At 67.0% G+C, this 16,150-nt stretch carries 18 protein-coding genes and 1 pseudogene; 9 read left to right on the top strand and 10 right to left on the bottom strand.

Going from position 1 to position 16,150, the window contains the following annotated elements:
* The first annotated feature begins 450 nt into the window (after window positions 1-450).
* Both HY049_05120 and HY049_05115 read left to right on the top strand, forming a co-directional pair.
* Window positions 451-3,252 carry a TIR domain-containing protein gene (locus HY049_05120; protein MBI3448283.1) on the top strand — a complete coding sequence of 934 codons (2,802 nt, stop codon included), beginning with the start codon at window positions 451-453 and terminating at the stop codon, window positions 3,250-3,252.
* Window positions 3,253-3,554: 302 nt separating this feature from the next.
* Entirely contained in the window at window positions 3,555-3,854 is a 300-nt protein-coding gene (locus HY049_05115) for a hypothetical protein (GenBank protein ID MBI3448282.1), read from the top strand.
* A 4-nt stretch (window positions 3,855-3,858) separates the two neighbouring features.
* Here the strand turns inward: HY049_05115 and HY049_05110 are convergent, their stop codons facing one another.
* Window positions 3,859-4,500 carry an NADPH-dependent F420 reductase gene (locus HY049_05110; GenBank protein ID MBI3448281.1) on the bottom strand — a complete coding sequence of 214 codons (642 nt, stop codon included), beginning with the start codon at window positions 4,498-4,500 and terminating at the stop codon, window positions 3,859-3,861.
* Window positions 4,500-5,439: pseudogene (locus HY049_05105) on the bottom strand (aldo/keto reductase). Before HY049_05105 ends, HY049_05110 begins: the two are co-directional and overlap by 1 nt.
* An 83-nt stretch (window positions 5,440-5,522) precedes the next feature.
* Between HY049_05105 and HY049_05100 the strand changes: the two are divergent.
* From HY049_05100 to HY049_05080, 5 genes are read left to right on the top strand one after another with little or no spacing between them, the layout of a single operon-like run.
* Window positions 5,523-5,741 carry a hypothetical protein gene (locus HY049_05100; GenBank protein MBI3448280.1) on the top strand — a complete coding sequence of 73 codons (219 nt, stop codon included), beginning with the start codon at window positions 5,523-5,525 and terminating at the stop codon, window positions 5,739-5,741.
* Window positions 5,742-5,746: 5 nt separating this feature from the next.
* Window positions 5,747-6,007 (top strand): DUF4258 domain-containing protein, encoded by a 261-nt coding sequence (locus HY049_05095; GenBank protein ID MBI3448279.1) that lies wholly within the window; start codon window positions 5,747-5,749, stop codon window positions 6,005-6,007.
* 7 nt (window positions 6,008-6,014) lie between these two features.
* A complete protein-coding gene (locus tag HY049_05090) occupies window positions 6,015-6,251 on the top strand; it encodes a type II toxin-antitoxin system MqsA family antitoxin (protein MBI3448278.1) in 237 nt (78 codons plus the stop codon).
* A 43-nt stretch (window positions 6,252-6,294) separates the two neighbouring features.
* Window positions 6,295-7,503: a DUF1343 domain-containing protein gene (locus HY049_05085; protein ID MBI3448277.1), complete on the top strand. Its 1,209-nt coding sequence runs from the start codon at window positions 6,295-6,297 to the stop codon at window positions 7,501-7,503.
* Complete coding sequence (locus tag HY049_05080) at window positions 7,500-8,672, top strand: pyridoxal phosphate-dependent aminotransferase (GenBank protein MBI3448276.1); 1,173 nt, start codon at window positions 7,500-7,502, stop codon at window positions 8,670-8,672. The genes HY049_05085 and HY049_05080 overlap by 4 nt, the downstream gene beginning before the upstream one ends.
* A 1-nt stretch (window position 8,673) precedes the next feature.
* Here the strand turns inward: HY049_05080 and HY049_05075 are convergent, their stop codons facing one another.
* Both HY049_05075 and HY049_05070 read right to left on the bottom strand, forming a co-directional pair.
* A complete protein-coding gene (locus tag HY049_05075; GenBank protein ID MBI3448275.1) occupies window positions 8,674-9,075 on the bottom strand; it encodes a putative toxin-antitoxin system toxin component, PIN family in 402 nt (133 codons plus the stop codon).
* On the bottom strand, window positions 9,072-9,290 hold the full coding sequence (locus HY049_05070) for a ribbon-helix-helix protein, CopG family (protein ID MBI3448274.1): 219 nt from the start codon (window positions 9,288-9,290) through the stop codon (window positions 9,072-9,074). Before HY049_05070 ends, HY049_05075 begins: the two co-directional genes overlap by 4 nt.
* 145 nt (window positions 9,291-9,435) lie before the next feature.
* Here HY049_05070 and HY049_05065 point away from each other — a divergent pair, with 145 nt between their 5' ends.
* Window positions 9,436-10,002: a phosphohydrolase gene (locus tag HY049_05065; protein ID MBI3448273.1), complete on the top strand. Its 567-nt coding sequence runs from the start codon at window positions 9,436-9,438 to the stop codon at window positions 10,000-10,002.
* On the opposite strand, the gene HY049_05060 is transcribed toward HY049_05065, so the two are convergent.
* The 6 genes from HY049_05060 to HY049_05035 form a co-directional block, all read right to left on the bottom strand.
* Window positions 9,995-10,351, bottom strand: a complete 357-nt coding sequence (locus tag HY049_05060; GenBank protein ID MBI3448272.1) for a response regulator — start codon at window positions 10,349-10,351, stop codon at window positions 9,995-9,997. The two genes, HY049_05065 and HY049_05060, sit on opposite strands and share 8 nt — an antisense overlap.
* A gap of 8 nt (window positions 10,352-10,359) precedes the next feature.
* Entirely contained in the window at window positions 10,360-10,839 is a 480-nt protein-coding gene (locus HY049_05055) for a tetratricopeptide repeat protein (GenBank protein ID MBI3448271.1), read from the bottom strand.
* Window positions 10,840-10,957: 118 nt separating this feature from the next.
* Window positions 10,958-12,139 carry a helix-turn-helix domain-containing protein gene (locus HY049_05050; protein MBI3448270.1) on the bottom strand — a complete coding sequence of 394 codons (1,182 nt, stop codon included), beginning with the start codon at window positions 12,137-12,139 and terminating at the stop codon, window positions 10,958-10,960.
* A 133-nt stretch (window positions 12,140-12,272) separates the two neighbouring features.
* Window positions 12,273-13,106 (bottom strand): TIGR00730 family Rossman fold protein, encoded by an 834-nt coding sequence (locus HY049_05045; protein MBI3448269.1) that lies wholly within the window; start codon window positions 13,104-13,106, stop codon window positions 12,273-12,275.
* Window positions 13,061-14,443, bottom strand: a complete 1,383-nt coding sequence (locus HY049_05040; protein MBI3448268.1) for an MBL fold metallo-hydrolase — start codon at window positions 14,441-14,443, stop codon at window positions 13,061-13,063. The genes HY049_05045 and HY049_05040 overlap by 46 nt, the downstream gene beginning before the upstream one ends.
* Entirely contained in the window at window positions 14,443-15,684 is a 1,242-nt protein-coding gene (locus HY049_05035) for a 2-isopropylmalate synthase (GenBank protein MBI3448267.1), read from the bottom strand. Before HY049_05035 ends, HY049_05040 begins: the two co-directional genes overlap by 1 nt.
* Window positions 15,685-15,815: 131 nt before the next feature.
* On the opposite strand from HY049_05035, the gene HY049_05030 reads away from it, so the two are divergent.
* Window positions 15,816-16,145, top strand: coding sequence for a cupin domain-containing protein (locus tag HY049_05030; protein ID MBI3448266.1), 330 nt, complete (start codon window positions 15,816-15,818; stop codon window positions 16,143-16,145).
* Window positions 16,146-16,150 lie beyond the last annotated feature (5 nt).

Raw genomic sequence — 16,150 nt, 5'->3', positions numbered from 1 at the left:
TCGCGCTGGGGCTCTCGTGAGTTGGACAGCATCGCGGGGGAACCTCGACGGGCTACCCGGGTTGCACCCGTCCGAAACCGCCTCTACGGCCTCAAGAACGAGGGTTCAGGCCGCCAAGGTCGGCGTTCTTGGACAGCAGTGGTTGAAATCACAGTCGGCACGAAGACTGCCATGAGCGAAGATGAGGCAGAGACGGCTGGCACGAGGATCAGAGACGTGCTGCGGGGGTTTCTGGGTGTCCACGAACTCGTTCTCCTGCGACATGGCGCTGTACGTATCGCGATGTCGCGAGCTGGGGAAGCTGAAAAGCGTTCAATTACCTAGCTGCCGCGGAAAGTGGATGGCCAGCGGGAGGTTGGTAGCCAAGAAGGCGGCGAGCAGTCGCGCGAGCCTCTTTCGCGCGGCGTTCTCCGGCCGGCAAGTTGACATCCGGTTCAAGGTGAACACTGAATGGACGTCTTCATCTCGTACAGTAGTCGTGACAAGGAGTGGGTGCGCGGCCACCTGCTGCCGCGGATTGAGCAAGCCGGGCTCAAAGCCTTCATCGATTTCCGCGATTTCACCCGCGGCGCGCCGAGCATCAAGGAGATGGCACGCGCCGTCAAAGAGTGCCCCAAGACGCTCCTGGTCCTCACGCCGGACTACATCGCGAGCGAGTGGTGCGACCTGGAATCCGTCATGGTTCAGACGCTCAGCCCCGCCAATCGTGACCTGCGTATCATCCCGCTGCTGAAGACGCCCTGCGAGAAGCCGCTTTACGTCGGTGCGCTCACCCACATCGACTTCACCGACGGCGCCGACCAGGACCTCGCCTGGCGGCAGCTCCTCACCGCGCTGGGCAAGCCGCCGGAGCCGGAACCGCCGCAGGCGCCGCTGCGCGATCAGTGGTTCCTCGCCCATCCCTATCCCATGCCGCCGAACTTCACCGGGCGGGTCGCCGAGAGGGCGATGCTCGACCGTTGGCTGGACGCGGACGCCGGGCATCCGCTGCTGAGCCTCCGCGCACTGGGGGGTTTCGGCAAGAGCGCGCTCGTCTGGCATTGGCTCACCCACGACGCGCGTCCGGCCGCCTGGCCGCGGGTCGCCTGGTGGAGCTTCTATGAGGGGGACGCCAGCTTCGACCACTTCCTGACCGAGACGCTCGGTTACCTCGGCGGAGGAACGATCGACGCGGCGAAGCTCTCCGCACGAGACGCGGTCACGACGCTTTGGGAGATGCTCCGAGCGCCCGGCACGCTGCTGGTGCTCGACGGCTTCGAGCGGGTGCTGCGCGCGTTCGGTGGGCTCGACGCCGCGTATCAGGGGGACGAGGCGAAACACGACGGCAGCGACCGTGACTGCATCTCGCCGCTGGCCGAGCTGTTCCTGCACAATGTCGCCCTTCAGCCGCAGCTTCGGTCGAAGGTGCTCCTCACCACGCGGCTCTGCCCGCGCGTCCTCGAGGCCAAGGGGGGCGGATTGCTGGGCGGCTGCCGCGAGGAGGAACTCAGGCAGATGCAGCCCGCCGATGCCGTCGCGTTCTTCCGCGCCCAGGGCATCCGCGGCACGCACACCGAGATCGAAACCGCGTGCGCGCCGTACGGCTACCATCCGCTCAGCCTGCGGCTGCTGGCCGGCCTGTTCGCGCGCGATTTCCAGCAGCCCGGCGACGTCGCCGCGGCGAAGCGACTGGACGTGAGCGGCGACCAGGTCCAGCGCCAGCATCACGTGCTCGAGACGGCCTACGACAGCTTGGCGCCGTCGCGGAAGGCACTTCTGGGCCGCATCGCCTGCTTCCGCAGCCCGGTAAGCTACGAGACGCTCAAGGCGTTGGCGGATGAGGAACGACAGAGAGGCAAGAAGACGAAGCGACGGGGACGCAAAGACTCTCTCCCTATCGCCCCTTCACCGCTCGACTCGGACCTGCGTGACCTGGTCGCGCGCGGGCTGTTACACCACGACGTGCGGGAGGGCCGGTTCGACCTGCACCCCATCGTGCGCCGTTACGCCTACGATCGGCTGGCCGCGCCCGACCGCGCCGCTGCTCACGCCGGGCTGCGCGATTACTTCGCCGCCGTACCCGCGCAGGACAACGTGACACGTCTGGAAGATCTCGCCCCCGTCATCGAACTCTATTACCACACCGTCCGCGCCGGAGAGTTGGACGAGGCCTTCACGCTCTTCCGAGATCGAATCAACAAAGCCGCTTACTATCAACTCGGCGCGTACCTGCTGCAAATTGACCTGTTGCGCGCGCTCTTCCCCGACGGCGAGGACCGCCCGCCGCGCCTGAAACGCAAAAGTGACCAAGCCTTTACGCTGAACGAGTTGGCAAACTCCTACAGCCTCACCGGCCAGCCCCGCCGCGCCGTACCGCTGTATGAGGCATCCAATGACATTGACCAGAAGCGTGGCGCCAAGGGCGGCGTCGCCAGCGGCTTGGGAAACGTGGCTGACGACCAATTGAAGCTCGGCGCGTTGCGGGCCGCCGAGGCCAACCTGCGGCGCAGCTTCGTGCTCAGCCGGGAGGCCACTGCCGAATTCGACGAGGCGCTTGCGCACCAGGAATTGGGCCGGCTGTTGGCTTACCGCGGCGCTTGGGGCGAGTCGGAAACGGAACTGGCGACGGCGCTGAAGATGTACATGTCGCTAGATGCCGTGCATGGCCAAGGTATCGTATGGGCCTACCGCGCCCGGCGCGAGCTGCTCTGGTTGCGCATCACTTCTCACGCCGCGGTCCGCAATCCGACATTCGCAAGTGAATCGGCTCGCCGCGCGCTGACACTGGCGGACCAGGTCGCTCGCGAGGATGTTCCAGTCGAGTACGACTACGTCCGCGCCCACTGGCTGCTGGGCGCAGCGCATCGCGTCGCCGGCCAGCCGGACGAGGCCGAGCGCCACCTGCACGAGGCGCTGGAGCGATGCCGCCGCATCAACATGGTGGACCATGAAGCCGACATCCTCATCGACCTGGCGCGGCTCCGCGCCGCCGCGGGCGCCGACGACGAGGCCCTGCGGCTGGCCGACGAGGCGCGGGTAATCGCCGAGCGCAGCGGTTACGTCCTGCAAGGCGCGGACGCCCACCTGGAACTCGCCCGGCTCGCGCTGGCCCGCGGCGACCACTCCGCCGCCCGCCAGCACGCCGACGAATCGCACCGCCTCGCCACCTGCGACGGCCCGCCCGACCATACCTACGCGGCCGCGTACGCCGAAGCCGCCGCCCTCCTCGCCAGCTTGCCTCCGCAGCGCGATGGAGGTCCAAGTGTCGGATAGAGATGGCTCGGAAGACGTGTTGCGTGAACATCCAGTCCCGGGCGCGCATTCCGTTCGGACGAAGATGGTCCGCTCACGATCGACGATTCTCGTGCCCGAATCCCGTTGAGCCCTTCGATCCATGCTCAGAGTTGGTCGCGATGTACGCGATCGTGTCCCAAGCATTCCGAATCCCGATGAACACCAACCCCAACGTCACCCCCGCCACGAGCGCCAACCCCACCGACGGCTGCCGCGACCAAAGCACCGCCCCCACCACCAGAGTCAGATAAGCCACGAGCGGCAACACGACATGCCAAACCGTGTCCTCCAGACCCGGCCGATACCCAACCGGCCGCCGAGCCCGCCTCATCACGATCACCCCGTACAACACCCCGAACACCCCGCAGACCAAGAGGGTGTACTGCAACCCCGAAGGCGAGTCCCACGGCACACTCAAGATCCCCGACAAGAGCAGCGCCGCGCAGAAGTGGAGGACGGTAGGCGTCCCGAACGCCGCGATCTCCCCCGACGACGTCCCCCGACCAGAGTTCGCGACCAGAGCGATGACCACGAACTGCAGCCCGATCAGCGCCCCCGCCACCGACCCCGCGATGACGTAGAAGTTTATTCCCACCGCGAGAACCGGTACCCCAAAGCCGGACTCCCAGACCCCTCGTAAGCCAGCCGCCCCACGAGCAACGCGAACGGCTCCATGTACCGCGCCGACTTCAAAGGCCCCGCATCCACCGGATCGAACCCCGCATCGCGAATCAACTCGACGACCATCTCCTTGGCCCCCGAGTCATCCCCGCAGTAAACCAACGAAGCCCGGGAGGCCTGAGCCCGAGCCGCGTACACCCCGAAGAGAACCTCGCTCGGCACCGTGGCGAACGCCGAGACGACCCGAGCCGAAGGAACCATCCGAGCCAGCTCCTCCGCCCCCGAAGACCGATGCCCCACCACGAGCGTCGTATCCGCATCGTTCAAAGGCAGCGAGCAGCTCATGATGACTTTCCCGGACAGATCCCCCGCCTCCCGAAGCACGTCCGAGAACCGCGACCAGTGCACCGCCAGAAGGAGGACGTCCGATGAAGCAGCCGCCTCCCGAGGCGTCCCCGCCCGCGCCGACCCCCCCGCCTCCCGTGCGAGGGACTGAAGCTTTGCAGGCGTGCGCGCGTAGCTGAAGACGACCTCGTGCCCCGCGCGCGCGAATATCGTCCCGAGCTTCCCGCCCATCAACCCTGATCCCAGAATGCCGACGCGCATCATCGCCCCGTCAGCCGCTCGAGGTGCTCCGGGTACCGAGCCCCCTGAAGCGCAATCCCCGAAGCCGCTCCCTCGATCTCACGAAGATCTTCCGGCCCAAGCGAGACCGCCAGAGACCCGAGGTTTTCATCCAGCCGCGAAAGCTTCGTCGTCCCCGGGATGGGAACGATCCACGGCTTCCGGGCCAGAAGCCACGCGAGCGCGATCTGCTCCGGCGTCGTCTTCCTCGAAGAAGCGAGTGACTGAAGCAGATCGACCAGCGCCTGGTTCGCCTTCCGGGCCTCCGGAGTGAACCGAGGGACGACGTTCCGGAAGTCGGAAGCGTCGAAGGTCGTCGACGAGTCGATCTTCCCCGTGAGGAACCCCTTCCCCAGAGGGCTGAAAGGAACGAAACCACAGCGAGTACTCGCTCTGCACCGCCGTGACCGGCTGGACCGCGTGCGCGCGACGGATCGTCTGCGCCCCGGCCTCTGAGAGGCCGAAGTGTTTGACCTTTCCCGCAAGGATCAGGTCCCTCACCGCCCCCGCCGTCTCCTCGATGGGAACATCCGGATCGACGCGGTGCTGATAGAGGAGGTCGATGGCGTCGACCCTCAGGCGCTTGAGCGAGGCCTCGGCGACCTCCTTGATGTGAGCCGGCCCGCTGTCCAGGGCGGACCAGCGCCCCGCGTCGGGGCCGGGCTTGAACCCGAACTTGGTGGCGATGACCACCTTCCCCCGGAAGGGGGAGAGGGCTTCGCCGACCAGCTCCTCGTTCGTGAAGGGGCCGTACACCTCGGCGGTGTCGAAGAAGGTGATGCCGCGATCGACGGCCGACCGGATGAGCGAGATCATCTCCCGCTTGTCGGCGGCCGGCCCGTAGCCAAAGCTCATCCCCATGCACCCGAGCCCGAGCGCGGAGACCTCGAGGCCGCTTCTTCCGAGCGTGCGCTTTTTCATGTGAAGTCCTCCCTGAACGGAATTCCGGGAGTCTAGGACATGCGGTTCGGCCTCGGCCGCCCGGATGGTACCCTGCGTCCGCCATGCCCAACTCCCGCCGCCCCCGCGTCTCCGCCGGCCTCGGGCGGCTCGCCCGGGCGAAGCTCCCCCAGCTCAAGGGAAGACGCGTCGGCCTCCAGCACGGCTTCACCGGCAGCCTCTACTCCGGGACTCGATCCCCCACCCCCGAGATGCTGAAGCAAATCGGCATCCGCGTCCACACCTTCGGAGGTAGAATCGTCACGTGCACGACCGTATCCTGAAGAGAATCCGCGACCTCGTTCGCCTTCGTCGATACGTGGTGACCGCGCATGCTGTCGAGGAGATGGACGCAGACGGCCTGTCGTTGTTCGACGTGGAGAGTTGTCTGTTGGTTGGAAGAATCATCGAACGGCAGGTCGACCGGACCACAGGGCAACGGAAATACCTCGTCAAAGGACGGAGCCTCGACGGCGACGAGCTCGTCGTGGCTGTGGTCAAGATCAGCCCAACGGGCAAGCTCGTCCTTCTCACCATCTACACCGAGTGACAAGGGTATGAAGAACAGAATCTGTGATATCTGCGGGCGCCGCGGGGCCCAGATTCGGCGCGTGACGAGGAGCTATGGGCGCGGCGCCGACCTCCTCGTCGTCGAAAACGTCCCGATCGTCAGTTGCCCGCATTGCGGCGAGAGCTACTTCAGCTCCGAGACGCTTCTCGAACTGGAGCGAATCAAGCTCCACCGCCGGAACTTCGCCAAGTCACGAAGCGTGGCGGTTGCGAGCTTCGGCTGATGCACGGAGAAGTTCAAGACTTGGCCATCGCTTCGGAACCCTGATGCCCCCCTCCGGCCGCCCCCGCGTCCTCTGCGGCCTCGAGCGCCTCGCGCAGGCGAAGCTCCCGCAGCTCAAGGGACGCCGCGTCGGCCTCCTGATGCATCCCGCCTCCGTCGCCCGAGATCTCCGCTCCGCCCGCGAGATCCTCCACGACATCTGCAAGAGCAGGCTGACGGCGCTCTTCGGCCCGCAGCACGGCTTCGCCGGCGAGAAGCAGGACAACATGATCGAGTCGGCGCACATGAAGGACGCCGACTACGGCATCCCCATCTTCAGCCTCTACTCCGAGACGCGATCCCCGACTCCCGAGATGCTGAAGCACATCGACACGCTGGTGGTGGACCTCCAGGACGTCGGCACGCGCGTCTACACGTTCGAGTGGACCACCGCGCTCGCCCTCGAAGCCTGCGCGCAGGAAGGGAAAGCGGTCGTCGTCCTCGACCGCCCCAACCCGCTAGGGGGAACGGAAGTCGAAGGGAATCTGATCCAGCCCGGTTACGAGAGCTTCGTGGGACTCCACCCCGTCCCGATGCGACACGCCCTCACGCTGGGAGAAATGGCGCTGGTCGTCAACGGGAGACTTGCGCAAAGAAGAGGACGCCCGAGCGCCGATCTCACCGTTGTCCCGATGAAGGGATGGCGGCGAAAGATGACCTTCGAGGAGACCGGCCTCCCGTGGGTCCTCCCGTCACCGAACATGCCGACGATAGAGACCGCGTACGTCTACCCCGGCCAGGTCCTCCTCGAAGGGACGAACGTCTCGGAAGGACGAGGGACGACGAGGCCCTTCGAGATCTTCGGCGCTCCGTGGCTCGACCCGAGAGCCCTCGCGAAGCGACTGGCGAAGCGTCGCCTTCCCGGCTGCGTGCTTCGCCCCCACAACTTCGAGCCGACCTTCCACAAGTTCAAAGGGGAGAACTGCGCCGGATTCCAGATCCACGTCACCGATCGAAAGAGATTCAAGCCCTATCGGACGACGCTCGCGATCCTCCAGGAGATCGTGAAGATCCACCGCGATCGGTTCGAGTGGAAACAGCCGCCGTACGAGTACGTGACCGACCGCCCGCCAATCGACGTCCTCACCGGTGACCCGCGCGTGAGAGAGGCGATCGAGGAAGGGGCCGACCTCACCAAGCTCGAAAAGACCTGGGGCGCAGACCTCCGCGCTTTCCGCCGCGAGGTCAAACCGCATCTCCTGTACCCCGAGTGAGCATGTTCTCCTCCCGGACCGCGTGGAATCGCACCGAGAACCGCCTCGCGGCCGCGCGGAAGAGTCGCGCCGCTCCCGTCATCGATCTCACCGAGTCGAACCCGACCCGCTGCGGCATCACAGTCGAAGGCGACAAGATCCGCGCCGCGCTGGCGCAGCCCGAGATCCTGAAGTACGACCCCGATCCGAAAGGGAGGCTCGAGGCGAGAGACGCGATCGCCCGTCTCTACCCCGACCTCGGCGGCGGCCGAGCGGCGAGCCAGATCGTCCTCGGCGCGAGCACGAGCGAGGCCTACGCCTGGCTCTTCCGTCTCCTCGCGGAGCCCGGCGACGAAGTCCTCGTGCCGTCGCCGTGCTATCCGCTCTTCGACGACCTCGCGCGCCTCAACGACGTGACGCTCCGGACGTACCCGCTGATGGAGGCGGCCGGGTACCGGATCGATCTCGATCGCCTCGTCGAGTCAGCCGGCCCCCGCGCGCGGGCGGTCCTCGTCGTCACCCCCGGAAACCCGACGGGGACATTCCTCAAGCACGACGAGCTGGCGGCCCTCGACGGGATCTGCGCCGAGCGCGGTCTCGCCCTCGTCGCCGACGAGGTTTTCTCGGACTACGGCCTCGGCCGCGACGAGAGCCGCGTTCGGACCGTCGCCCGGGACGGCGCGCGCGCTCTCACCTTCGCGCTGAACGGCCTCTCGAAGATGCTCGCGCTCCCGCAGCTCAAGCTCGGCTGGATCGCGACAGCCGGCCCCGAGAAGGAAGTGGGGGAGGCAATCGCGCGCCTCGAACTGATCGCCGACACGTACCTCTCGGTGAACACGCCGGTGCAGGTGGCGTCCGCGGATCTCCTCAATCTCCGCCCGGCGATCCAGGCTCGCGTCCGCGCGCGGCTCACGGCGAACCGGCGAACGCTCGCGCGCCTTCTCGCGCCCCCGCATCCGGCTCACGTCGTGCCGTCCGAGGGTGGATGGTCGGTGATCCTGAGGGTCCCCGCGACGCGGACCGACGAGGAGTGGGCGCTCGCGCTTCTCGAGGAGGACGGCGTCCTCGTCCAGCCCGGCTACTTCTACGATTTTCCCGACGAGGGGCGGCTCGTGGTGAGCCTTCTCCCCGACGAGGAGGATTTCACCGAGGGCACGGCGCGGATCGCACGGAGGATGGTAGCGGGATGAACTACTGCTCGCGCACGAGGTCCCAGAATCCACGGGGGTCCACGATGTCGAGTGATGCCTCGCCCGCGATGTCGAGAAGGTCACGGTCACTCGTCACGAGCACGTCGGCGCCAGCCGCCTCAGCCGAGGCGAGCACCCACGCGTCGTCCGGATCGCGAATCACGGTCTTGGAGGGGCTCCTTGGTTTCGGCACCACCTCGTTCTCGCGAAGGAATCGCTCGATCTCCTGCACGTTCTTGACCGGCATTCTGAAGCGCAGGCGAAGAACACGCCGAAGTTCGGTGAGAACGACGTCGCCGGTCACCAAGGTGTGTTCAGCGAGAACGTGGCGAAGGACATCGGCGCAGAGTCCGCGAGTCGCGAAGGCACTGACGAGCACGTTCGTGTCGAGGAACACCTTCACGAGACGTCTCGAGCGATCTCCTCATCCGTCAAGTACCCACGGGCTTCCGCAAACGGCAGCACCTTGCGCCTCAACCGTTCGAAGCGCAGGAGGTTCAACTGTCGCCGCAGTGCGTCGCGTACAAGGTCGCTTCGTGTCCGTCCCGTCTGTCGGGAAAGTCGGCCGAGCAGCTTCTCCAGGTCGGGGTCCAGTCGAATCGTGATGGCGTTTTTCATGTCATACAACGTACTACACGCACCCATATCGGGCAAGGGCCCGCCGGCAAAGGGCTGGAGCCGCAGCAAGAATCCTGCGATCCTGCTGTTGACCGGCGTGTGACAGAATGAAGCTTCGTCTCACCCGCTGACAGGAGAATGCGCCGTGCCCGACAAGAAGAATCTTGAAGCCGCCGTCAAGGATCTGTGGCCCGAGCTGCAGTGGATCGAGAGCGCCGCGCTCAGGGAGAAGACCCTTCGCACGTGGTGCGTCGCCTTCGAGCGGAGCCCCCTCGAGCCCAATGACCTCCACGAGATCCCGTACACGCTCCTGATACCGAACTGCAAGGTCTCCTTCATCGCCCACAAGAGGTCGGTCGTCCACATCTCGGTCGAGTCGGCGAAGGCGATGCGGAAGTTCTACGCGGACGATCTCCCGATCGACATGGACGTCCTGACGTCGGGGTCAATCCTGATCGACGTCGGCAAGCTCCTCGAGTACGAAAGGATCGGCGGGAAGCTGAGGCAGAGCGCGAAGGGGCAGCTCCTGAGGCACCCTTTTTCGGGGGCGGGGCTGTGCCAGGAGATGGGATTACCCGACGAGGTGACCCACATGGTCGCGACGCACGCGAAGGAGGGGGGGTTAGGGAAGCGGACGGCCGAGGGGTGGATCGTCCATCACGCCGACTTCATGTCGTTCGAGGCGATGAAGGACCGGCTGATCGTCATCTGACGTCGCCGAGGATTTCGCGCACTTTCGATCTCAGCGCGCGCGGCGTGAAGGGCTTCGGGAGGATGGGAAGCCCTTCGGGGATCTCGTCGCCCGGCTTCCCCGACATGATCAGCGTCTTCATCCCCGGCCGGCGCCGCTTCAGCTCGGCCGCAAGTTGCACGCCGCTCCGCCCCGGGAGCGTGAGGTCGGTGATGGCGAGGTCGATCGGGTCGAGGTGCCGGTCGGAGGCCGCGAGCGCTCCCTCGATGTCTCCCGCCTGGATCACGGAGTACCCGTCTTTCGCGAGGATCTCGCAGACCAGCTCGCGGATGCCGTCCTCGTCGTCCACGACGAGGATCGTGGAAGCCACGGGCGGGGTCAGTTCGGCGCCCCGGCGCCCGAGCCGGGCGGGGACTTCACGAGGCTCTCGAAGACGAACCGGGCCTGGGCGAACTCGCGCTGGGCCTCGTCGAAGCGTCCGGTGGCCAGGTAGATCCTCCCGAGGTTGAGGTACGGGTAGTGGCGCGGCTCGTAGCGCCTGGCCGCTTTCGCCTTCTCGAACCAGGTGATGGCCTCCTCGAGTTTCCCCTGCTTCATCATGTAGGAGCCGATGTCGTTGTAGGGGTTGCCGAACTCGGGGTCGACGGCGATCGCGCGGTGGCACTCGGTGATCGCGTCGTCGAGCCGGTTCAGGTGCGAGTAGGTCCAGCCAAGAAACGTGTGGGCCTCCGGCGTCGCGAAGCTCTCGATCGACTTCTGGTAGAGATCGACTGCGGAGTCGTAGCTCTTGTCCATCTGGGCGCGGTACGCCTCGTCGAAGAGCATGCGGGCGCGCTCGCGCCGGTCCATGTCGTCCATGCCCGCGATTATAGACGTCCTCAAGGTGAGCGCGAGCTTGTTGGATCGTAAACTCGGTTCCGACTCCACATCTTGCCGCCATGACCTGGCTGGTCTCGCCTGAGCTCGAGTCGCCCCCTCAGCAGGCGTGCCTGAGCTCGTGGGGCTTCATCCTGGTGGGGTCCGGCCACTTGAGGGATCGCCAGTAGACGTCCTTCCACCCCTCGGGCACCTCCGTCTTCGAGGGGAAGAGCCTCCTCGAGAGCACCCGCTGCCAGCTCCAGCGGGCGTCTGTCAGCTCGAGCCTCATCGCCGGCGTGCCGTCACGGGGCTTTCTCTCCGACCGGGGCTTCACGAAGTTCCTCCAGATGGCGGTGAGGAACCCCCGCTCGAGCACCCCCTCCAGCCGCCTTCCGAAGGCGATCGTTTCGCGTCGGTGGTGGGCGATGGTGTGTCGGAGGATGCGGTGCAGGAGGTCGACCGAGAAGAGCGCTGCATCCCGGGCTTTCGCCTCGGCGCTTCGAGGGGTGCCTCGGGGTCCGCGCTCGGGGTTGGGGAAGGCCTGGTGCTCGAAGCGGTGGCGGTCGGGGTGAGTGGAGACGGCCTTGTGGTAGTCGGTGTGGCCGTCGGTGAGGAGGGAGATGGTCCCCTTCGCTTTGCCGGCAAGGAGAGTCAACAGCCGAGTGGCGGCGTTGAAGTAGGCATCCTTGGGGATGGAGCGGGTGAGGCGGTCAGGGTCTCGCTCTCTGAGCCAGGGGGTTGCGCTTGCGCGGTGGTGAGGGGCCTGGTCGAGGGAGTAGACGAACCAGGAGGACTTGCCGACAGCGGTGCCGAACCCGACGGGGCGGTCCTGGGAGTGGACGAAGGACTCGAAGTCGTCGTAAACGATGGGCTCGGAGAGGTCAGGGAGAGATGAGAGGGAGCGGGCGAGAAGGAGGAGCGAGTGGCGCCCGAGCCGTGCGGAGCGGCGGGCGATGGTCGTGGGGGAGCAGAGAAGGGAACGTGCGAGTTGGCGGAAGGCGGAGCCGGCGTTGAGCCCTGCGGCAATGGGGAGGGAGAGCGTGGGGCGCTTGAGGTAGTAGGAGAAGGCGAAGGTCTGGAGCGAAAAGGTGCGTTTGCAGATGAGACAGAGAAAGCGGGGGACACGTCGCCGGTCACAAAGACGCAGGAAGGAGCCGTGGCGCTGGAAGTGGAAGGGAACGCTGGAAGAGGGCGAGTGGGCGGAGCACTCGGGCCAGGGGCAGTGAGGGGGAGTGAATCGGGAGGGGAACACCCGCTCGAGAGGGACCTTCGGCCAGCGCATGAAGGCCGGGTAGGGCAACTGCCGTGCCGCCCGTAAGAGACACCATCCACACGAGCAGGTCCAATGGTGACGTTCGCCTGTGGACGGAGAAGCGTAACGCTGGGTTACAGATCCGCGCGGCGGAACCGGAAAAGATCCAACAAGCTCAGGGTCACTTTGGCCAGCCTCCCGAGCGGTGGAACTGGGTGATGAGGTCCCAGGCCTCCTGGGCCCGGTCGGCGACCCTGAAGAGGCGCGTGTCCTCCGGGGAGATCAGCCCTTCCTCCGCGAGGTAGGCCCAGTCGATCGCCCGCTCCCAGAACTCCCGGCCGAAGAGGACGATGGGGAGGGGCGCGACCTTTCCCGTCTGGACGAGGGTCAGCGTTTCGAAGAGCTCGTCGAAGGTCCCGTACCCTCCGGGGAAGGCGACGAGCGCCTTCGCCCGCATCAGGAAATGCATCTTGCGCACGGCGAAGTACCTGAACTGGAAGTTGAGCTCGGGGGTGACGTACGGGTTGGGCGCCTGCTCGTGCGGGAGGGTGATGTTCAGCCCGACGCTGATGGCGCCGGCGTCGTGCGCGCCGCGGTTCGCGGCCTCCATCACGCCGGGGCCGCCGCCGGTCACGATGACGTACTCCCGGTGCCCCTGCACCTGGCAGGTGGACGAGACGATGCGCGCGAACTCCCTCGCCTCGTCGTAGAAGCGTCCCTGCTCCACGCGCTTCCGGGCCGCCGCCTGCGCCGCGGCGCCTTCCGGCGCCGCGGAGGCCTGCGCGAGAGCGGCCGAGGCCACGGCGGGCTCGACGATGCGGGCCGACCCGAAGACGACGATCGTCGAGTTGACGTGCTGCTCGTTCTGCACGATCTCGGGCTTGAGCAGCTCGAGCTGGAGCCGTACCGGGCGCAGCTCCTCGCGGTTGAGGAACTCGATGTCCTCGAAGGCCTTGAGGTACGAGTCGGTCACAGCTCCACCACCTCGTCGAGCTGAGGGGCGCGCGCGTCCCACCCCAGCTCGTCATGGAGCCGCTTCGCGAAGGTGTCGGCCGAGTGCGGCTCGCCGTGGACGACGAAGGCGCGGCGGCTCTTTCCGCGAAGGGGCTCGAGCCACTTCATCAGCTCCCCCGCGTCGGCGTGGCCGGAGAGGCCGTGGACCGTGCCGATCGTGGCCCGAACCGGGACGCTGATCCCGTGCAGCTTGAGAGTGCCGGCGCCGTCGGCGAGGGCGCGGCCGCGGGTCCCCGCCGCCTGGTATCCGGCGAGCATGATCACGTGGCGCGGATCGGGCGCGTAGTGCCGCAGGTGGTGCAGCACGCGCCCGCCGGTGAGCATGCCGCTCGCCGAGATGACGACCCCCGGCCCCTCGAAGGAGTTGAGCTGCTTGGACTCCTCGCGCGTCCGGTGCAACACGACGTACGGGCCGGTGAGCTTCGACGGCTCGCCGCCGGGGGTGGGGTCGTCCTGCCGGTGCTCGGCGGGGTACTGGCTGTAGAGCTTCGTCGCGTCGACCGCCATCGGGCTGTCGATGTGGATCTTGAGCTCGGGAAGCCGCTTCCTCTCCATGAGAGTGCGCAGGATGTAGATGACCTGCTGCGCGCGCCCGACCGCGAAGGCCGGGACGAGAAGGACTCCCCCCCGCTCGAAGGCCCGGCGGGCCAGGGCCTCGATCTGATCGAAGAGATCCTCCGGAGAGTGCGACCGATCGCCGTACGTCGACTCCACGAGAAGGACGTCGCACTGGGGGGGCGGCCCGGGATCGGGATAGAGCGGCACGTCGTACCGGCCGACGTCGCCGCTGAAGAGGATGTCGAGCTTGCGGCCGGCGTCCTCCGCGTGCAGCTCGATCATCGCGGAGCCGAGCAGGTGCCCCACGTCCGCGAACCGGAAGGAGAGATGGCGCGAGAGCTCCTTGACCGTCCCGTAGGGATGCGACTGCACGAGCCGCATCGTGCGGACGACGTCCTCCGTCTCGAAGAAGGGCTTCGCGGGACGGTGCTTCGTCGTTCCCTTCCAGTTCCGGTACTCCGCCTCCTCCTCGTGGAGGTGGGCGGCGTCCATCAGCATGAGCGAGAGGAGGTCGTGCGTCGGCGGCGTGCAGTAGACGGGGCCGCGGAACCCCTCGCGGACGAGCCGGGGGAGGTACCCCACGTGATCGATGTGCGCGTGCGTGAGCACCACCCAGTCGACGCGCCACGGCTCGAAGGGCGGAGGGTTCCAGTTCCGGAGCCGAAGCTCCTTGAGCCCCTGGAAGGCGCCGCAGTCGACGAGCAGGCGATCGTTGTCGGCGCTGAGGAGGTAGCGCGAGCCGGTGACGGTGCGGGCCGCGCCGTGGAAGCCGAGGCGGATCAAGCCCGCCGCGCGCGGACGATGGCGAGGATCTCGTCGTCCGAGAGGATGTGCGTCCGCTCCTTCGCCGCCTTCAGGATCGCGTCGACGAGATCCCTGTCGGGCTCGACGTCGTGGGCCGCGAGCCAGTGCGAGACGTTCGAGGCGCCGGACATGAAGCCGATCTCGATCTTCTGCGTCCGCCCGACCATCGAGGCCGGCACCCCCGAGTAGACGCGGTCGGCGAGCCAGTCCTCGCCGATGCGGCGCGCCTTGATGATGGCGGCGGCGTGCACCCCCGTCGCCGTCCTGAAGGCGTCGTCTCCCATCACCGGGTAGTTGATCGGGATGGGGACGCCGGCGGCCCGCGAGAAGGTGCGGACGTAGTCGTCGAGGCACGTGAGATCGGTGTCGATGATCCCCTCGAGCCTCAGATTGACGAGGAGCTGATCCATCGGCGTGTTGCCGCACCTCTCGCCGACCCCGAGCGCCGTGGCGTGGATCCGGTCGGCGCCGCTGGCGATCGCCATCATGCTGTTGGGGATGGCGAGGCCGCGATCGGAGTGGCCGTGCCAGTCGATGAAAACGCGCTCCCCCGACTCGAGGACGACCTTCTTCACGAACTTCAGGAGGTGCCGCACGCCGATTGGCGTCGCGTGGCCGACGGTGTCGCAGACGCAGATGCGCGTGGCGCCGGCCTCGATCGCCGCCGTGTAGAGCCTTCGCACGGCGTCGGGGGTGGCCCGCGTCGTGTCCTCGGTGACGTACGTGACGGGGAGCCCGTTCTTCACGCCGTGCTCGATGGCCGTGACCGAGAGCCTGAGGACGTGATCGAGCGACCAGCTCTCCGCGAGCTGCCGTATCGACGACGAGCCGATGAACGCGCACGCCTCGACCGCCACGCCCGTGGCCTGCGAGACCTCGACGAGGGCCTGCACGTCCGACACGACCGTCCGGACCGCGCAGTTCGGGCGGATCTTCATCCGGTGGTCGCGGATCTCCTCGACGATGCGGGTGATGTCGGCGACGGCGCGGGGGCCGGCCCCCGGAAGCCCGATGTCGACGCCGCGGATCTCGAGCTTCTCCATGAGATGGACGAGGCGCAGCTTGTCCTCGATGGGCGGGTCCGTGACCGAGGGGGACTGGCAGCCGTCGCGGAGCGATTCGTCGTTCAGCTCGAGGTTCTCTGCGTGCCGGAAGGCGAAGCCGTCCTTCCGGTTCCAGTCGTAGATGAGCTCCGATTCCGCGGGGACGTGGTCCATCGAAGGATCTCCTGCGAGCCCCGTCATCATTTCCCGTGACGCCCCCTTCGTCAAGGGCGGCGGGGGCGGTACAATCGCGGCGTCGCACCGGTTGCCCGCCGGGGCGCCCGTCGTCCGCCAGGAGGTGACGCGTGAGCGCGAAGACCATCGTCAAGTCCGCCGGCGCGCGGTGGGAGCCGAGCAAGATCCCCGGCGTCAGCTACAGACCGCTTCTCATGTTCGCGGAGCGGAACGCCGGCACGTATCTCGTGAAGATGGAGCCCGGCACGCGGTATCCCGCGCACGAGCACCCGGAGGGGGAGGAGGTCTTCGTCGTCGAGGGATCGATGCGGGTCGGCGGCGATTCGCTGGCCGAAGGCGACTACCTCTACACCCCCCCCGGCGGCGTCCACGACGCGGAGACAAAGGGTGGCTGCGTCTTCTTCGTGAGGCTACCGGCCGCGGCCCGCTTCCTGAAGTAATCGCC

The sequence above is a fragment of the Acidobacteriota bacterium genome (assembly GCA_016195325.1).
In the GTDB taxonomy this organism is placed as follows: Bacteria; Acidobacteriota; Polarisedimenticolia; order JACPZX01; family JACPZX01; genus JACPZX01.
This window is presented reverse-complemented; position numbering and strand designations above follow the sequence as displayed.

What these genes read in the sequence shown, in the direction of transcription:
- HY049_05120 (MBI3448283.1), top strand. Translation starts at nt 451, where the DNA reads ATGGACGTCTTCATCTCGTACAGTAGTCGTGACAAGGAGTGGGTGCGC.
- HY049_05110 (MBI3448281.1), bottom strand. Translation starts at nt 4,500, where the DNA reads ATGCGCGTCGGCATTCTGGGATCAGGGTTGATGGGCGGGAAGCTCGGG.
- HY049_05100 (MBI3448280.1), top strand. Translation starts at nt 5,523, where the DNA reads ATGCCCAACTCCCGCCGCCCCCGCGTCTCCGCCGGCCTCGGGCGGCTC.
- HY049_05090 (MBI3448278.1), top strand. Translation starts at nt 6,015, where the DNA reads ATGAAGAACAGAATCTGTGATATCTGCGGGCGCCGCGGGGCCCAGATT.
- HY049_05085 (MBI3448277.1), top strand. Translation starts at nt 6,295, where the DNA reads ATGCCCCCCTCCGGCCGCCCCCGCGTCCTCTGCGGCCTCGAGCGCCTC.
- HY049_05070 (MBI3448274.1), bottom strand. Translation starts at nt 9,290, where the DNA reads ATGAAAAACGCCATCACGATTCGACTGGACCCCGACCTGGAGAAGCTG.
- HY049_05055 (MBI3448271.1), bottom strand. Translation starts at nt 10,839, where the DNA reads ATGGACGACATGGACCGGCGCGAGCGCGCCCGCATGCTCTTCGACGAG.
- HY049_05035 (MBI3448267.1), bottom strand. Translation starts at nt 15,684, where the DNA reads ATGGACCACGTCCCCGCGGAATCGGAGCTCATCTACGACTGGAACCGG.